Source organism: Georgenia sp. SUBG003 (genome assembly GCF_000715355.2).
In the GTDB taxonomy this organism is placed as follows: Bacteria; Actinomycetota; Actinomycetes; order Actinomycetales; family Actinomycetaceae; genus Georgenia.
This window is the reverse complement of the sequence record NZ_CP180204.1, coordinates 3,557,532-3,573,783: the sequence shown is the minus strand read 5'-3', so window position 1 is coordinate 3,573,783 and position 16,252 is coordinate 3,557,532. Positions and strand designations below refer to the sequence as shown.

Genomic DNA, 16,252 nt, shown 5'->3' with positions numbered 1-16,252 from the left:
ACGCGGTGCGCGGCACCGGTCAGCGCGCGAAGGCGCGGGCCATCAGGTCCGCGTTCTCCTCCTTGTGACGCCTGCCGGAGCCGGTCGACGGCGAGGCCGCCGCCGGGCGGGAGACGACGCGCAGCTCGCGGCCGCCCAGGGCGTCACCGAGGTGGTCGGAGACGAACGTCCACGGACCCTGGTTCTGCGGCTCGTCCTGCACCCAGACGAGCTCGGCGCCCGCGAACACGTCGAGCTCGGCCCTGATCTGCTCCAGCTCGAGCGGGTACAGCTGCTCGAGGCGGACGATCGCGGTGCGCGAGTCGTCGTTCCTGATCCGCTGGGCCGCCAGGTCGTAGTACACGCGGCCCGAGCACAGCAGCACGCGGTCCACCTGGTCCGCGCCCTCCCGCACCCGGGACTCGACCTCGCCGATCACCGGGCGGAAGGTGCCCGAGGTGAAGTCCTCCACGGACGAGGCGGCCGCCTTCAGGCGCAGCAGCTGCTTCGGGGAGAAGACGATCAGCGGCCTGCGCGGCCGGGCGTAAGCCTGGCGGCGCAGCATGTGGAAGTGGTTCGCCGGCGTCGAGGGCTGGACCACGACCATGTTGTCCTCGGCGCACATCTGCAGGAAGCGCTCGATCCGGGCGGAGGAGTGGTCCGGCCCCTGCCCCTCGTACCCGTGCGGCAGCAGCAGCACGAGCGAGGAGGACTGGCCCCACTTCTGCTCGGAGGAGGAGATGAACTCGTCGATGACGGTCTGGGCCCCGTTGGCGAAGTCGCCGAACTGGGCCTCCCAGAGCACCAGGGCGTCCGGGCGCTCCACGGAGTACCCGTACTCGAACGCCATGGCGGCGTACTCGCTCAGCGAGGAGTCGTACACCCAGAACTTCGCCTGGTCGGGCGTGAGGTACATCAGCGGGGTCCACTCGGCGCCCGTGCGGTGGTCGTGCATCACCGCGTGACGCTGCACGAACGTGCCGCGCCGGGAGTCCTGCCCGGCGAGCCGCACCGGGGTGCCCTCCATGAGGAGGGAGCCGAAGGCGAGGATCTCGCCGAAGCCCCAGTCGATGCCGCCCTCGCCGGCCATCTTCTCGCGCCGCTCGAGGAGCTGCTTGAGCTTGGGGTGGACGTCGAAGCCCTCCGGCGGGCGCACGTGCGCCTGGCCGACGCGCTCGAGCACCTCGGGGGCCACGGCGGTCTGCCAGCCGACCATGGTGCCGGCGTCCTCGCGCTGGGACTCGGGCAGCTCGAGGCCGGCGATCTGCTCCGCCTCGACCGGCGGCGTCCAGCCGCCCTCGCGGGTCTCGGTGAAGGCCCGCTCCAGCTCGCGCTGGAAGTCCTTCAGGGCCACCTCGGCCTGCTCCTCCGTGATGTCCCCGCGGCCGATGAGCGACTCGGTGTAGAGCTTGCGCACCGAGCGCTTGTTCTCGATCAGGGAGTACATCACCGGCTGGGTCATCGAGGGGTCGTCGCCCTCGTTGTGACCGCGCCGGCGGTAGCAGACCATGTCGACGATGACGTCCTTGTGGAAGCGCTGGCGGTACTCGAACGCCAGCTCCGCCACCCGGGCGACAGCCTCGGGGTCGTCGCCGTTGACGTGGAACACCGGGATCTGCAGCCCCTTGGCGATGTCCGTCGCGTAGTAGGACGAGCGCGAGCTGGACGGGCCGGTGGTGAAGCCGATCTGGTTGTTGACGATGACGTGGACGGTGCCGCCGGTGCGGTAGCCGCGCAGCTGGGAGAGGTTCAGCGTCTCCGTCACCACGCCCTGGCCGGCGAAGGCCGCGTCGCCGTGGATGAGCACCGGGAGGACGGAGAAGCCCTGCTCGCCCAGGTCGATGCGGTCCTGCTTGGCGCGGACGACACCCTCGAGGACGCCGTCGGCCGCCTCCAGGTGGGACGGGTTCGCGGCGAGGTAGACCTTGGTGGTCTCGCCGTCCGGGGCGGTGTACTCCCCGACGGTGCCGAGGTGGTACTTCACGTCGCCCGAGCCCTGGACGGTGCGCTCGTCCTGGTTGCCCTCGAACTCGGAGAAGATCTGCCCGTAGGACTTCCCGGCGATGTTGGCCAGGACGTTGAGGCGGCCGCGGTGGGCCATGGCGATGCCCACCTCGTCGAGACCGTCCGCGGCGGCGCCCGTCAGGACGGTGTCCAGCAGCGGGATGAGGGACTCCCCGCCCTCGAGGGAGAAGCGCTTCTGCCCGACGTACTTGGTCTGCAGGAAGGTCTCGAACGCCTCGGCCTCGTTGAGCTTGCGCAGGATCCGCAGCTGCTGCTCGCGGGTGGGCTTGGCGTACGGGGTCTCCAGCCGCTCCTGGAACCAGGTGCGCTGGGCGCGGTCGGCGATGTGCATGTACTCGACGCCGATGGTGCGGCAGTAGGAGTCGCGCAGGCGGCCGAGGATGTCGCGCAGCGTCATCCGTGCGGCCTTGCCGAAGCCGCCGGTGGGGAAGGTGCGCTCGAGGTCCCACAGGGTGAGGCCGTAGTTGGTGATGTCCAGGTCGGGGGTGCCGGCGCTGGCGGTAGGCGAGCGGGTCGGTGTCCGCCATGAGGTGGCCGCGCGAGCGGTACGCGTGGATCAGCTCGGCGATGCGCGCCGGCTTGCCCATCTCGTGCTCGGGGTCGTACTCGACGTCGTTCTTCCACCGCACGGGCTCGTACGGCACGCGCAGGGCGGAGAAGACCCGGTCGTAGAAGCCGTCGTTGCCGAGGAGCTTGTTGTGGATGATCCTGAGGAACTCGCCGGAGGCCGCGCCCTGGATGATGCGGTGGTCGTACGTGGAGGTCAGCGTCAGGACCTTGGAGACGCCGAGGCGCGCCAGGGTCTCCGCGGACGAGCCGGCGAACTCGGCCGGGTAGTCCATCGCCCCGACGCCGACGATCGTGCCCTGGCCCTTCATCAGCCGCGGGATCGAGTGGACGGTGCCGATGCCGCCGGGGTTGGTCAGCGTGATCGTCGTGCCGGCGTAGTCCTCGAGCGTGAGCTTGTTGTTGCGCGCCTTGCGGACGAGGTCCTCGTAGGCCGCCCAGAACTGGGCGAAGTCCATCTCGTCCGCCTTCTTCACCGAAGGCACCACCAGGCTGCGGGTGCCGTCCGGCCTGGGCAGGTCGATGGCCAGGCCGAAGTTGACGTTGGCGGGCTGGAAGACGCCCGGCTTGCCGTCGTCGGTCTGGGTGTACGAGTAGTTCATGTCGGGCATGTCCGACAGCGCCTCGACCATGGCGAAGCCGATGAGGTGCGTGAAGGAGATCTTGCCGCCGCGGCTGCGCGAGAGGTGGCTGTTGATGACGATGCGGTTGTCGACCATCACCTTGGCCGGGACGGCCCGGACGGACGTGGCGACCGGCACCTCGAGGCTGGCCTCCATGTTCGTCACGGTGCGCGCCGCGACGCCGCGGAGCTTGACGGTCTCGTCCTGCGCCTCCGCCGGCGCCTCCTCGCCGCCGGCGCGGCACCGGTCCTGGTCAGCGCGGCGCCGGCGGTGCGCCGCTCACTCCCGGAGCGGCTCGCGCAGCCCGCTGGCCCGGCGCACCGGGGTCGTCACGGCCTTCCGGACCGCTTCCTCGGTGCCGACGACCCGCACGGACCCGCTCGCCCGGGTGACGGCGGTGTAGAGCAGCTCGCGGGTCAGCAGCGGCGAGGTGGCCGGCGGCAGCACGATCGAGACCTTGACGAACTGGCTGCCCTGGCCGCGGTGCACGGTCATCGCGTGGACCGTCTCCACGGCCCGGAGCCGGTGCGGGCGCACGCGGACGGGCCTGGCCGGGTCGCCGAAGACGGCGACGACACCGCCGGCACCGTCGGCGACGACGACCCCGGTGTCCCCGTTGTACAGACCCGTCTCACGGTCGTTCGCCGTGACCAGCAGCGGCCGGCCGGGATGCCACGGGGCGTCCGCGGCGCCGTCCGGGCCGGCGGCCTCCGTCACCCAGTCCTCGACCAGCGCCGCCCAGTGCGCCACGCCGGCCGGGCCGCGCCGGTGGGCGAGCATGAGCCGGTGCGCCCCGAGCGCCTCCAGCGCCGCGAAGGCGTCACCGCGACGAGCCGCGTCGACGAGCCGCGTACCCGCCTCCTCGGCGTCCGCGCGCACGTCCGCGATCTCCGCCTCGGTGACCCGCTCACCGGCGACCTCGACGAACTGCACCGAGGGCGCACCGGCCCGCAGCTGGGCGAGGGCGGCCTTCGCGTTCCCGGCCCGGATCGCGGCGGCGAGCGGGAGGATCGCGCTGCCCTCGTCCTGGCGGTAGACGGTGGCGAGCCGGACGACGCCGTTGCGGAGCTGGTCCCGTTCGGCCGACCGGAGGTCGCCCGGGAGGTACGGGGCCAGCGCGGGCGGCATCTCGGCGGCCACAGGACCGCCGTCAGGTGCTCGAGGCTCCGTGTCCGGGGGCTCGGGTGTCACCGTCCGGGCGGCGGGGGCCCGCGCGGCTGGTGCGCGGGCGACGAGGTCGCCGAGGACCGCGCCCGCCTCGACGGACGCGAGCTGGTCGGGGTCGCCGACGAGGACGAGCCGGGCGTCCGGACGCAGCGCCTCGAGCAGCCGGGCCATGAGCGGCAGGGACACCATGGAGGTCTCGTCGACCACGACGACGTCGTAGGGCAGGTGCTGCCCGGCACCGTGGCGAAACCGCGTCGAGCTGCCCGGCCGCCAGCCGAGGAGACGGTGGATCGTCGAGGCGCCCAGCCGTCCCCACCCGCGCGCGGTCCTCCGGCCCGAGCCCGGCGACGACCTCGTGCACGGCCTCCTGCAGCCGGGCCGCCGCCTTGCCGGTGGGGGGCGGCCAGCGCGATGCGCAGCGGCCCGGCAACGTCCTGGAGGACGGAGAGCATCCCGCGCGACCGTCGTCGTCTTGCCCGGTGCCCGGCGCCGGTCAGGACGGTGATCCTGCCGGCGACGGCGGCCGCGGCGGCCAGCCGCTGGCGCGCGTCGGCCGAGGGCGGGAAGAGCCGGGCGAGCGACCCGCTCAGCCGCGCGGCGTCGATCCCGCCGACCGGGTCGGCGAGCCGGGCGTCGACGTGCCGGCGCACGACCATCTCGTCGCGCCAGTACCGGTCGAGGTAGAGGCGTCCGTCGACCCACCGCACGGGCCGGTCCGCCGGACCCGCGACGCCGACCGACACGAGCGGGCTCGCCTCCACGGAGGACCGCCACCCACCCAGCTCGGGCCAGGGCAGGTCGTCGACAGCGACGGCCTGCTCGTCGTCGGCGTCGGCGGCGAAGGACTCTACGTCGTCGAGGAAGATGCACACCGATCCGGCCCGCACCGCGCGGGTCGCGAGCGCGACGGCGAGGAGCACGCGCTCGTCGCGCTCCCCGGCGAGCGCACCGAGCCTCTTGGCGATCTGGACATCCCCGGCGCTGACCACGCCGGCGGTGTTGAACCGGGCGAGCAGCGGCGGGGCGTCGAGGGCGACGCGGGCGTCGCCGGCGGTGGTGGTGGAACCGTCGGCGGCTCCGCCGGCTGCCGGGACGAACGACGTGGGTACGCGCGTCATGACCGTCTCCCCTCGAGCAGGGCGGAGAGCTCGACGACGAGCGCGGCGGGCGGGCGCCAGGACATGACGCCGTGGGGCGTGCCGTCCGCCACGGGCGTGTCCGGGCCGGCCATGCCGCGGACGAAGAGATAGAGCCCGCCGCCGAGCTGCCGCTCGGGGTCGTACCCGCGGTGGCGCCAGCGCAGGAACCGGTGGAGGGCGGCGAGGTAGAGGAGGAGCTGGAGCGGGTAGTGCGAGCGCATCATCGCCTCGGCCAGCGCCTCCGGCCGGTAGTGCCAGAGCGTGAGGGCCTCGTCCGGCGGGGCGAGTCGGTTGGTCTTGTAGTCGACGACGAGGTACCGCGCGTCGGCGCCGCTGCCGCGGCGCAGGACCGCGTCGATGCTGCCGGTGAGGTAGCCGTGCAGCCGCTCGGGCCCGAGGGCGGCGAGCTGGTCGGCGTAGGGCGCGAACATGTCGTCGGCCGGCAGGTGCCGGCGCAGGAGGGCCGCGACGTCGACCAGGGTGGCCGAGGCACGGGACGGGGTGTCGCCGCCGGCGAGCGGGAGCTCGAACTCGAGCTCGGCGAGCCGGTCGGCCGGCGTCACGTCGGCGAGCGTGGCGCGTCGGCGAGCGGACCGAGCGGGGTGGCCGTGACGCGCTCGAGCGCCACCGCGAGGGCGTCCGGGTCCAGGCCGGGCACGCGGGCGGTGCCGGCCTCGCGGCAGCGGCTGCGCAGCTCGGCGGCCAGGTCGGGCGCGGCGGTGTCCACCTGCTCGAGGACCTCGTGGACCACGGTGCCGAACGAGGTGCCGCCCGGCAGGTCCGCCATCGGCGACGGCACGAGCCCCGCGGCGTCGGCGGGCCCGACCCGCGCGACGACGACGTCCGTCTCGTCCTCGACGCCGGTGGTCTCCGGCTCGCTGCCCACCGGCTCGGCGTGCGCGGCGGCGGTGAGACCGGTGTAGGACGTGCGCCGCCACGTGTGGTCGAGCGTCCGGCCGAGCTGCGCGACGGACAGCTCCGGTCGTTCCCGTGCGGGCGGCTCCCAGGCCACCGGGCGCGGACGCCCGGTGACGGGCTCGAGGGCGATGGTGCCGCCGGCCCTTCCGGCGACGGCGGACAGGGCGGCGGTGATCTTGTCGTCCGCGCCGGGCGAGACCCGCTCGGGCGGTTCCTCGCCGGGCGCGTGGTCGCCGAGCAGCAGGCGGGTCAGCGGCCCGGCCGGGGAGTTCGACGACGGAGCCCAGTGGACGACCACCTGGGTGGCCGCCCGGGTCAGCGCCACGTAGAGCAGGCGCAGGTCCTCCCCCCGCTCCTCGGCGAGGTGGCGGTCGCGGGCGTCGCCGTACCCAGGGTCCTCGGTGCCGCCGACGTGGAGCAGGCGGGTGCCGGCGTCGTCGTGGTAGCGCAGGATGGGCGGGTTCCGCGACTCGAACCGGTCCCACCCGAAGGGCACGTAGACCACGGGGAACTCCAGCCCCTTGCTGGAGTGGACGGTGACGACCTGGACGGCGTCGGCGTCCGTCTCCAGGCGGCGGCTGCGCTCCTCGGCGTAGTCCTTGTCGGCCTCGGCGATACGGCTGCGCAGCCAGTCGGTCAGCGCGGCGACACCGAGGTTGTCCTCGACGGCGGCGAGATGGAGCGCCTCGCCGACGTGCCGGACGTCGGTGAGCACCCGCTCGCCGGTGGTCGTGGTCATGAGCCGCTCGGCGACACCCTCGGTGGCGACGGACTCGAGCAGGGCGGCGACCCCGCGCTCGGCGAGGAGCCTGGACCAGCCGCGCACGGTGTCCGAGAGGTCCTCGCGCTCGGCGTCCGTGGCGGTGCCGAGCCGGGCGGCGTCCCAGCCGACGAACGGGGTCAGCGCCAGCGCGGCCGTCCGGCCGGCGTGGCCGGGCTGCTCCAGCGCGGTGAGGAGGGTGAGCCAGTGCCTGGCCGCGTCGGTGCCGAAGACGCTGAACAGGCCGGAGACGACGGCGGGGACGCCCGCGGCGGCCAGGGAGTCCCGGACCGCCTCGGCGTCGGCGTTGCGGCGGGCGAGCACGGCGACGTCGCCCGGATGCAGGGGCCGCCAGGTACCGCCGTCGTGGGTCCGGGTGGCGGTGAGCTGGGCAACGATGTCGGCGGCGACGTCGTCGGCGACGAGCTGGCGGACCTCCCCGACGCGCGGGTTCTTGGTGCCCCTGAGCCGGAACGGCTCGCGCGTGACCTGCCGCAGGCGCACGGGGCGCGCCGCCGTCGAGCCGACGGCCGCCGGTGTGGGAGGCGTCGACCGGGCGCACGACGATGGCCTCGTCGCCCAGGGCCGCACCCCGGAAGATCGCGTCGAGACCGGTGAGGAGCTCCTTGTCGCTGCGCCAGTTCCTGCTGAGGGTGGCGGTGTGGGGTGGCGACGTCGCGCGCCTGGAGGTAGGTGACGACGTCGCCGCCACGGAAGGCGTAGATGGCCTGCTTGGGGTCGCCGATGAGGACGAGGGTGCGGTGGTCGTGGAAGGCGGCGCGCAGGATCTCCCACTGGACGGGGTCGGTGTCCTGGAACTCGTCGACGAGGACGACGGCGTAGCGCTCCCGCACCCGGCGGGCGGCGGCCTCGCCGTGGACGGGGTGGGTGAGGGCGTCGCTCAGGAGGGTGAGGAGGTCGTCGTAGTCGAGCAGGCGGCGGGCGCGCTTGCGGCGCAGCACCTCCTCCCGGACGGCCCGGGCGAGGGCGTGCCGGTGCCCGGGCAGCGAGTCGGGCGGGGCGTCGGTAGGGCGCAGGGCGGCCTGGTGGTCGCTGACGGCGTCCTTGGCGATGCTGCGCGCCTCGTCCGGCGAGAGCTCCGGGGGCGCGGGAGGTGGCGTAGCGGGCGAGGTAGACGTCGTCGAGCACCTCCTCGCGAAGGTCGGCGATGTCGGGGGACGAACGTCAGGTCGGGGTCGACGTCGGCGGCCACGCCGAGCGAGGTCAGCATCTGCTGGCAGAAGCCGTGCGTCGTCGTGATGGTGGCGGCGTCGAACTGGGACAGCGCCCGGGTCAGGCGGCGACGGCGGAGGTCGACCTCGGCGTCGTCGACGGCGGCGAGGTGCGAGACGACGGCGTCCTCGCTCCCGCGGGCGGCCGCGGGGTCGCGCAGGGCGTGCTCGGTGCTCAGCAGCCGGTCGCGCACGCGGTCGCGCAGCTCGGAGGTGGCGGCCCGGCCGAAGGTGACGAGCATGAGATCGGCGAGGTCGACGCCCTCCTCGGCGACGTACCGGGTGGCGAGCGCGGCGATGGTGAACGTCTTCCCGGTGCCCGCGCTGGCCTCGAGGACGGTGGTCCCGGTGGGCAGCGGCCCGCACACGTCGAACACGGGCAGGTCCGTGTCGAGGGCGGCGCCGGGGCGGGTGCTGATGTCTGCGTGAGTGCTGGTGTCGGTCACGGCTTGTCCACCTGTTCGTGGGCGAGGAGCGGCTCCCACACCCGCCGGGCGAGGACGCCGAGCCGGGTGCGGTCCTCCGGGTACCAGGCGCGTTCGTCGTCGGTGGGGACGCCGAGGATGTCGTCGAGGCTGGCGCCCGGGCCCCAGCAGATGACGTGGTGCTCGTCGTCCCGGAGGAACTGGTCGCCGTTCCAGGCACGCTCAGCACTGACCAGGGCCATGTCCGCGGAGTCGCCGGCGGCGCGGGCGGTGGCGTAGGTGCAGGCGACGGGGACCGGGACGGGGAGCGGTTCGCGCAGGGCGAGGGAACGCAGGTGGACGAGCTGGTCGAGCAGCTCGCGCGCCTCGCTCTGCGTCGGCGCCACGAGGCGGGCGACGAAGACGCCGGGCCGGTTGTGGCTGGGGCGTCCGATGGTGGCGGTGCGCCACGGCCGGCCCGGGTGCGCGGCGGCCAGCGCGAGGAGCTGGACCCAGGCGCGCAGCCGGTGCTTGGGCGCCAGGCGGGAGTAGGTGGCGCGCACGACGGTGGTGCCGTGGACGCCCGGGACGGTGCCCGTCAGCGTGACGCCGGAGGGCAGCTCGACGAGGACGTCGACCGCCTCCGCACCGCCGACGCGCTCCTGGGCGGCGGCGTCGGCGATGGGCACGACCTTGCTGCCCACCTCGAGCAGCGCGGTCCGGCCGAGCTCCTTGGGCGGTGCCATGCCGCGGCGCCACTCGACGTTGATCGCCTGGTTGTCGGGGACGCCCTCCAGCCTGGCCTGGAGGAACCTCTCGCCGGTGCCCCACGCATCCAGCGCGTCGAAGGTGAGCGGGAGACGGTCCTCGACCTCGGCGACCTCCCCGGAGACGGACAGTCCGAGGCGGCTCCGCAGGAAGTACTTGACCGGGTGCTCAAGCACGGCGACGAGGTCGCTCAGGTCGACGGTGCCCGCTCCCTCGCCGTCGAGCACGGCGGCCGGCGGGAGCGGTGCGCCGAGGAACGGCGGCCGGTCCACCCGGTCGCCGCGGCCGGCGAGGGCCGCGCGGTGCGCCACCGTGTCGAAGCTGAACGGCCGGCCGGCACGGCCGAGCGCGCCGGGGGTGAAGTTCCGCTCGTCGACGACCTGGAGCGGGTGGTGGCGCAGCACGTGCTCACGCACCGGGCGCCCGTCCCCGGTGGTGGCGGCGCGGTCGACGGCGTCGAGGAGCTCGCCGACGGGGGACGGCGGGCGGCCGGGCGGCGCCGGTGCGCTCGTGGGCGCCGGAGTAGAGGACGACCAGGTGGTCCTCGGCCGCGGTGACGGCGTCGAGGAAGAGCTGGCGGTCCTCGCTGCGGCGGTCGCGCTCGCCGATGCACGAGTCGCGCAGCAGGATGTCGTCGCCGTCCTGGCTGGTGCCGCGGGGGAAGGCGCCGTCGTCGACGCCGAGGAGGCAGACGACCCGGTGGGGCACGGCGCGCATCGGCTCGAGGGAGCAGACGGTCAGGGACCCGGTACGGAAGCCCGAACGGGTGGGGCGCCCGGCGAGCCGGTCGGCGAGAAGGGCGCGCAGGTCCGGCAGCCGCAGCAGGCCGCCGGGGTGGTCGCCGGCGGCGCCGGCCCGGACGTCGCCGAGGATCCGGCGCGCCTGGACGGCCTGCCACGTCTCGGTCGGGGCCGTGTCGGCGAGGAGGGTGACCGCCCGGTCGAGGGCGTCGAGCCAGTGGTCGAGCGGGTGCGCTCCGTCCAGGTCGTCGAGCAGCGCGGCGAGCCGGTCGAGCAGCTCGGCGAGGCGGCCGGCGAGGTCGATGTCGGTGCTGTCGACGTCGTCGAGCGGCAGGGCGTGCCCGACGTAGCGGTGGTCCTCCTCGGCCATCGCGGCGCCGAGGAGGATACGGTCGAGCGCGACCTGCCAGGTGCCCTGCAGCACGCCGGGCAGGTCGAAGCGGGCGCGCCGCTCGGCGTCCTCGCCCCAGTGCACCCCCGCCTCGACGGACCAGTCGCGGATCCGGTCGAGGTCGTCGTCGGAGAACCGGAACCGGCGGCGGACAGGCTCGGCGGCGGCGAGGTCGAGGACCTCCGACGCGGTGACCCGGCCGTCGGCCATGGCGAGCAGGTTCGCGAGAAGGGTCAGGATCGGGTTGGTGCGCCCGGGGGCGCGGTCGGCGAGCCGCACGCGCATCGTGTGCCCGGGGTGGACGTCCGTCGCGCCGTCGGGGGCGAGCCCGAAGCTGGCGGCGACGAGCGGGGCGACGGCCTCGACGTCGGGGCACATGACGATGACGTCCCGCGGCTCGAGGGTCCGGTCGCCGGCGAAGAGTCCGGCGAGCACCTCGCGCAGGACCTCGACCTGGCGGGAGAGTCCGTGGCAGGCGTGGACCTGCACGCTGTCGTCGCCGGCGGCGAGGTGGTGGGTCCGGTCGTCCGGGTCGTCGGCGGCGAGGCGCTCCTGCAGTGCGCCCAGGAGCGTGCCGGCCGGTCGGGGCGCCGGGTGGTGCGCGACGGCGACGGCGGTCCCGTCCGCCGCCGTCAGCAGGCGGGTCTGGAGCTCGGTGGCGTCGCGGGCCGTGGAGGCCAGGAACGGGTGCTCGGCGTGGTTCTGCTGGTCGCGGCGGCGCCGCGAGCCGGGTTCACCGGCCGCGACGACGGCGGTCCCACAGCGCCGGCGACGGGTGCGGGAGCCAGAGGTGCACGTCGCGATGCACCGCGAGCGCGCGCAGCACCCGCAGCTGGTCCTCGGGCAGGCGGGTGGGGCCGAACACACTCACCGCCCGGACCCGCCGGCTCGGGGACGACCTGTTCCTCGCCGCCCGCCCGGTACCCCGCGGCGACGCCCGGCCCGACGCCGGAGCGACCGCCCGGCACTCCCAGACCCACCCGCAGACCGTCCGACGGGGCGGCCGCAAGGAAGGAGAAAGCTGATGTTCACCGGACTCGTCGAGGAGGTGGGCACCGTACGCGGCCGCGAGGACGTCGACGGAGCCGCCCGCCTCCACGTCACCGCCCCCACGGTCGCGGAGGACCTCGCCGTCGGGGACTCCGTCGCCGTCGCAGGCGTGTGCCTCACGGTCGCCGAGCACGACGCGGCCGGCTTCACCGCCGACGTCATGCCCGAGTCGCTCGCCCGCACCACCCTCGGGACGCTCGTCGCCGGTGCCCCGGTGAACCTCGAGCGCGCCGTCCGGGCCGACGCCCGCCTGGGCGGACACATCGTCCAGGGCCACGTGGACGGCGCGGGAACCGTCGTCCGCCGTACGCCGGGCCCGCGCTGGGACGAGGTGGAGATCGCGCTGCCCGCGCCCCTCGCCCGGTACGTGGCGGAGAAGGGCTCGATCGCCGTCGACGGGGTGTCGCTGACGGTCACCGGCGTGAGCGGCACCAGCTTCGGGGTCTCCCTCGTCCCGACCACGCTCGCTGCGACGACCCTGGGCACCGTCGCGGTCGGCGCGTCGGTGAACCTCGAGGTGGACATAGTCGCCAAGTACGTCGAGCGGCTCGTGGGCCGGTACGCGGTCCGGACCGCGGAGGTCGGCCGGTGACCGCGGCGACGCCCGTCCGCGGCCCCGTGGCCGACGCACTGGCCGAGCTCCGTGCGGGACGTCCCGTCCTCGTGGCCGACGACCACGACCGGGAGGACGAGGTGGACGTCGTCCTCCCGGCCGCCACCGCGTCCGCCCGGTGGCTCGCCTGGACGGTGCGGCACTCGTCGGGCTACGTCTGTGCCCCCATGCCGGCCGCCCGTGCCGACGCTCTCGAGCTGCCGCTGATGGTCGCGGCCACGCAGGACCCCCCGGCGCACCGCCTACACCGTCACCGTGGACGCGGCCCGCGGCGTCGGCACCGGCATCTCGGCGGCCGACCGGGCCCTGACCCTGCGCACGCTCGCCGATCCGGCGACCACGCCGGCCGACCTCGTCCGGCCCGGTCACGTCGTGCCGCTGCGCGCCGTCCCCGGTGGCGTGCTCGAGCGGCCCGGGCACACCGAGGCCGCTGTCGACCTGTGCCGGCTGGCAGGAACGGGGGAGGTCGCCGCGATCGCCGAGCTCGTGCACGACGACGGCACCATGCTGCGCAGGTCCGCCGCCGAGGAGCTCGCCCGGCGTGAGGGCCTCGTGGTCGTCTCGATCGCGGACCTCGTGACCTGGCGGCGGGCGCACGACGCCGGAGCGCAGGACGTCCCCGGCGAGCCCCCACCTGTCGGTGACCTCCACCACACCGACGGCGCCACCCCGGCCCGTCCCGAGCAGAAGGAGCTGACGCGATGAGCGGCGCCGGTGCACCGAGGCTGGCCGTCGACGGGACGGGCCTGCGGGTCGTCGTCGTCGCCGCGCAGTGGCACACCGCAGTGATGGACGGTCTGCTGGCCGGCGCCCGCCGGGCGCTCGACGGCGCGGGCGCCCGCTACACCGAGGTCCGCGTCCCCGGCTCGTTCGAGCTGCCCGTCGCCGCCGCGGCGGCGCCCGGACCGGCGTCGACGCGGTAGTCGCCCTCGGCGTCGTGATCCGCGGGGGGACGCCGCACTTCGACTACGTCTGCCAGGCCGCCACCTCCGGCCTCACCGACGTGGCGGTCCGGACGGGCGTCCCGGTGGGCTTCGGGGTGCTCACCACCGACGACGAGCAGCAGGCGCTCGACCGTGCCGGGCTGCCCGGCTCGACGGAGGACAAGGGCGCCGAGGCCGCCGAGGCGGCGCTCGCCACGGCCCTCGCGCTGCGGACCCTGTCCGCCGTCGGGTGATCCGGTGGCCACCCTCAGCGTGGCTGCGGAGGACCGGTTCGCGGCCGGGTAGCGTGGGGGAGTGGCTCAGCGTGTGGAAGCGGCGGAACGGCTGCTCGACCTGGTGATCGCGCTGACGCACACCCGGCGGTGGATGACCAAGCAGGAGATCCGCACGAGGGTCAACGGCTACGCCGACGCCACGAGCGACGCCGCCTTCGAGCGGATGTTCGAGCGCGACAAGGACCTGCTCCGCGAGATGGGCGTCCCGCTGGTCGTCGAGCACGACCCGGTCCACGAGGACGACGTCGGCTACCGGGTGGACGCGGCGGGCTACACGCTCCCCGAGGTCGCCTTCACCCCGGCCGAGGTCGGCGTGCTGTCCCTCGCGGCCGAGCTGTGGCAGGACGCCTCGCTGCGCTCGTCGGCGCGCCGGGGAGTGACCAAGCTCCGGGCGGTCGGCCCCGCGCCGGAGCCGGAGGCGCACGCCGGGCTCGCGCTCCGCGTCCGCGGGCCCGAGGCGGCCTTCGCGCCGCTCCTGGAGGCGATCGACACCCGGCGCGCCGTCACGTTCACCTACCTGGCGGCCAGCACCGGTCAGGTGGCCCGGCGCACCGTGCAGCCGTGGCGCCTGCTGAGCCAGGACCGGGGCTGGTACCTCGTCGGCCACGACGTCGACCGCGGAGCGCCCCGCGCGTTCCGGCTCTCGCGCATCCGGGGCCGTGTCCGCGCCACCGGTGCCCCCGAGGCGTTCGAGGTGCCCGACGACGTCGACGTCGGCGCTCTCCTCGCCCGGGCACGGCCGCAGGAGGGGACTGCCCGGGTGGCGCTGCTGCCGGGGCGGGCGTCCGCCCTGCGGGCACGGGGCCGAACCGTCCCCGCCGCCGGTCCCGGACTGACCGCCGCCCAGCGCGCCTGGGCGGAGGCGGAGCGTTCGGCGCGCCGGGCCGGGGCGGTCGCCCCCAAGGGGTAGTTTGGGTCCCAGTCGTACACATGTTCACGGCCGCCGGTGCCGGTCGTCGCAGGTCCGCGGGTGACGCGGCCGAGGAAGGAACTGGATGATCGCGTCAGTGACCGGGACGGTCGAGGCCGTCGGGCTCGACCACGCCGTCGTCACCGTCGGCGGCGTCGGCATGCTCGTGCAGGCGACCCCCACGACGCTCGCCGGGCTGCGAACGGGCCGGGAGGCCCGGCTCGCCACCTCGCTCGTGGTGCGGGAGGACTCGCTGACCCTCTTCGGGTTCGCGGACGACGACGAGCGTCGTGTCTTCGAGACCCTCCAGACGGTCTCGGGCGTGGGTCCGCGCCTCGCTCTGGCGATGCTCGCGGTGCACACGCCGGACGGGCTGCGGCGTGCGGTCGCGGGCGAGGACCTCGCAGCCCTCCAGCGCGTCCCGGGCATCGGCCGGAAGGGGGCCCAGCGCATCGTCCTCGAGATCGGGGAGAAGCTGGGAGCACCGGGCGACGGCGCAGAGCCGGGCACGCCTCCGGCGGTGGGGCAGCCGGCCGAGGCCCCGGAGGTGGTCGACGCGCTCGTCCAGCTCGGCTGGAGCGAGAAGGTCGCCGCGGGCGCCGTCGCAGCCGTCCTGGGCGGGCCCGACGCGCCGGCCGACGTTCCCGCGGTCCTGCGCGCCGCTCTCCAGCACCTGGGCGGGCACGCGCGTGTCTGACGAGCAGGAGGTCATGGACGCCGGCGCCGACGACATCGAGCGTGCCGCCGAGGCGGCCCTCCGGCCGCGCCGGCTCGCCGACTTCGTGGGCCAGGAGGTGGTGCGCGACCAGCTCTCGCTGGTCCTGGACGCCGCCAAGGCCCGCGACACGCCGCCGGACCACGTGCTGCTCTCCGGCCCTCCGGGCCTGGGCAAGACGACGCTCGCGATGATCATCGCCGCCGAGGTCGACGGCGCGCTCAGGCTCACCTCGGGTCCCGCGATCCAGCACGCGGGAGACCTTGCGGCCATCCTGTCGTCGCTGCAGGAGCGTGACGTCCTGTTCATCGACGAGATCCACCGGCTCGCCCGGCCCGCCGAGGAGATGCTCTACCTCGCGATGGAGGACTTCCGGGTGGACGTCGTCGTCGGCAAGGGCCCGGGGGCGACGTCGATCCCGCTGTCGCTGCCGCCCTTCACCGTCGTCGGGGCCACGACGCGGGCCGGGCTTCTGCCCGCGCCGCTCCGCGACCGTTTCGGGTTCACCGGTCACCTGGAGTTCTACGCGCCGGAGGAGCTCGAGCGGGTGCTGCACCGCAGCGCCGGGCTGCTCGGCGCCACGCTGCACGACGACGCCGCGCGCGAGCTGGCGTCCCGGTCGCGTGGCACGCCCCGTATCGCCAACCGGCTCCTGCGCCGCGTCCAGGACTTCGCGCAGGTGCGCGGGACCGGGGTGCTGGACCTGGCCGCCGCGCACGGCGCGCTGGACGTCTTCGAGGTGGACCGACTCGGCCTCGACCGGCTCGACCGGGCCGTTCTGCAGGCACTGTGCTCCCGGTTCGGCGGGGGCCCCGTCGGGCTGACCACCCTCGCCGTGAGCGTGGGGGAGGAGCCGGAGACGGTCGAGACCGTCGCCGAGCCCTTCCTCGTGCGCGAGGGACTCGTGGTGCGCACGCCGCGGGGACGGATGGCCACCCTGGCCGCCTACGAGCACCTCGGTCTCGAGCGTCCCGGCGACGCGACGCTCTTCGGCTGACCGCGGCGTCCGGCTCGCGGTTGCGGGCACGCCGT

At 75.0% G+C, this 16,252-nt stretch carries 11 protein-coding genes and 6 pseudogenes; 6 read left to right on the top strand and 11 right to left on the bottom strand.

Annotated elements, in window-relative coordinates; genetic code table 11:
- Positions 1-19 precede the first annotated feature (19 nt).
- The 11 genes and pseudogenes from DA06_RS18705 to DA06_RS18655 all read right to left on the bottom strand — a co-directional run.
- A pseudogene (locus DA06_RS18705) lies at positions 20-3,419 on the bottom strand (multifunctional oxoglutarate decarboxylase/oxoglutarate dehydrogenase thiamine pyrophosphate-binding subunit/dihydrolipoyllysine-residue succinyltransferase subunit); the annotation flags it as partial.
- 54 nt (positions 3,420-3,473) lie between these two features.
- Positions 3,474-4,334 (bottom strand): ATP-binding domain-containing protein, encoded by an 861-nt coding sequence (locus tag DA06_RS18700; RefSeq protein ID WP_418608088.1) that lies wholly within the window; start codon positions 4,332-4,334, stop codon positions 3,474-3,476.
- A 138-nt stretch (positions 4,335-4,472) separates the two neighbouring features.
- A pseudogene (locus tag DA06_RS18695) lies at positions 4,473-5,063 on the bottom strand (AAA family ATPase); the annotation flags it as partial.
- Between the two features lie 38 nt (positions 5,064-5,101).
- A pseudogene (locus DA06_RS18690) lies at positions 5,102-5,479 on the bottom strand (exodeoxyribonuclease V subunit alpha); the annotation flags it as partial.
- Positions 5,476-6,063 (bottom strand): PD-(D/E)XK nuclease family protein, encoded by a 588-nt coding sequence (locus tag DA06_RS18685; protein WP_418605714.1) that lies wholly within the window; start codon positions 6,061-6,063, stop codon positions 5,476-5,478. The gene DA06_RS18685 and the pseudogene DA06_RS18690, both read right to left, overlap by 4 nt.
- On the bottom strand, positions 6,060-7,682 hold the full coding sequence (locus DA06_RS18680) for a 3'-5' exonuclease (RefSeq protein WP_418605713.1): 1,623 nt from the start codon (positions 7,680-7,682) through the stop codon (positions 6,060-6,062). Before DA06_RS18680 ends, DA06_RS18685 begins: the two co-directional genes overlap by 4 nt.
- 233 nt (positions 7,683-7,915) lie before the next feature.
- Positions 7,916-8,140: pseudogene (locus DA06_RS18675) on the bottom strand (UvrD-helicase domain-containing protein); the annotation flags it as partial.
- The gene (locus DA06_RS18670; protein WP_418605711.1) at positions 8,080-8,856 is read right to left on the bottom strand and encodes a UvrD-helicase domain-containing protein; all 777 of its coding nucleotides are present in this window, start codon (positions 8,854-8,856) and stop codon (positions 8,080-8,082) included. The gene DA06_RS18670 and the pseudogene DA06_RS18675, both read right to left, overlap by 61 nt.
- Entirely contained in the window at positions 8,853-9,998 is a 1,146-nt protein-coding gene (locus DA06_RS18665; protein ID WP_052436962.1) for a hypothetical protein, read from the bottom strand. The genes DA06_RS18670 and DA06_RS18665 overlap by 4 nt, the downstream gene beginning before the upstream one ends.
- Entirely contained in the window at positions 9,991-11,202 is a 1,212-nt protein-coding gene (locus DA06_RS18660) for a hypothetical protein (protein WP_418605710.1), read from the bottom strand. The genes DA06_RS18665 and DA06_RS18660 overlap by 8 nt, the downstream gene beginning before the upstream one ends.
- 244 nt (positions 11,203-11,446) lie before the next feature.
- Positions 11,447-11,578: an exodeoxyribonuclease V subunit gamma gene (locus tag DA06_RS18655; protein WP_418608086.1), complete on the bottom strand. Its 132-nt coding sequence runs from the start codon at positions 11,576-11,578 to the stop codon at positions 11,447-11,449.
- Between the two features lie 159 nt (positions 11,579-11,737).
- Between DA06_RS18655 and DA06_RS18650 the strand changes: the two genes are divergently transcribed.
- From DA06_RS18650 to ruvB, 6 genes and pseudogenes are all read left to right on the top strand, one after another.
- On the top strand, positions 11,738-12,355 hold the full coding sequence (locus tag DA06_RS18650) for a riboflavin synthase (protein ID WP_043502974.1): 618 nt from the start codon (positions 11,738-11,740) through the stop codon (positions 12,353-12,355).
- Positions 12,352-12,976: pseudogene (ribB, locus tag DA06_RS18645) on the top strand (3,4-dihydroxy-2-butanone-4-phosphate synthase); the annotation flags it as partial. The gene DA06_RS18650 and the pseudogene ribB, both read left to right, overlap by 4 nt.
- A gap of 101 nt (positions 12,977-13,077) precedes the next feature.
- Positions 13,078-13,553: pseudogene (gene ribH, locus DA06_RS18640) on the top strand (6,7-dimethyl-8-ribityllumazine synthase).
- Positions 13,554-13,614: 61 nt separating this feature from the next.
- Positions 13,615-14,505 carry a helix-turn-helix transcriptional regulator gene (locus DA06_RS18635; protein ID WP_418605709.1) on the top strand — a complete coding sequence of 297 codons (891 nt, stop codon included), beginning with the start codon at positions 13,615-13,617 and terminating at the stop codon, positions 14,503-14,505.
- A gap of 85 nt (positions 14,506-14,590) precedes the next feature.
- Positions 14,591-15,202 (top strand): Holliday junction branch migration protein RuvA, encoded by a 612-nt coding sequence (ruvA, locus tag DA06_RS18630; protein ID WP_043502962.1) that lies wholly within the window; start codon positions 14,591-14,593, stop codon positions 15,200-15,202.
- Between the two features lie 13 nt (positions 15,203-15,215).
- Positions 15,216-16,217: a Holliday junction branch migration DNA helicase RuvB gene (ruvB, locus tag DA06_RS18625; protein WP_052436961.1), complete on the top strand. Its 1,002-nt coding sequence runs from the start codon at positions 15,216-15,218 to the stop codon at positions 16,215-16,217.
- The last annotated feature ends 35 nt before the right edge of the window (positions 16,218-16,252 follow it).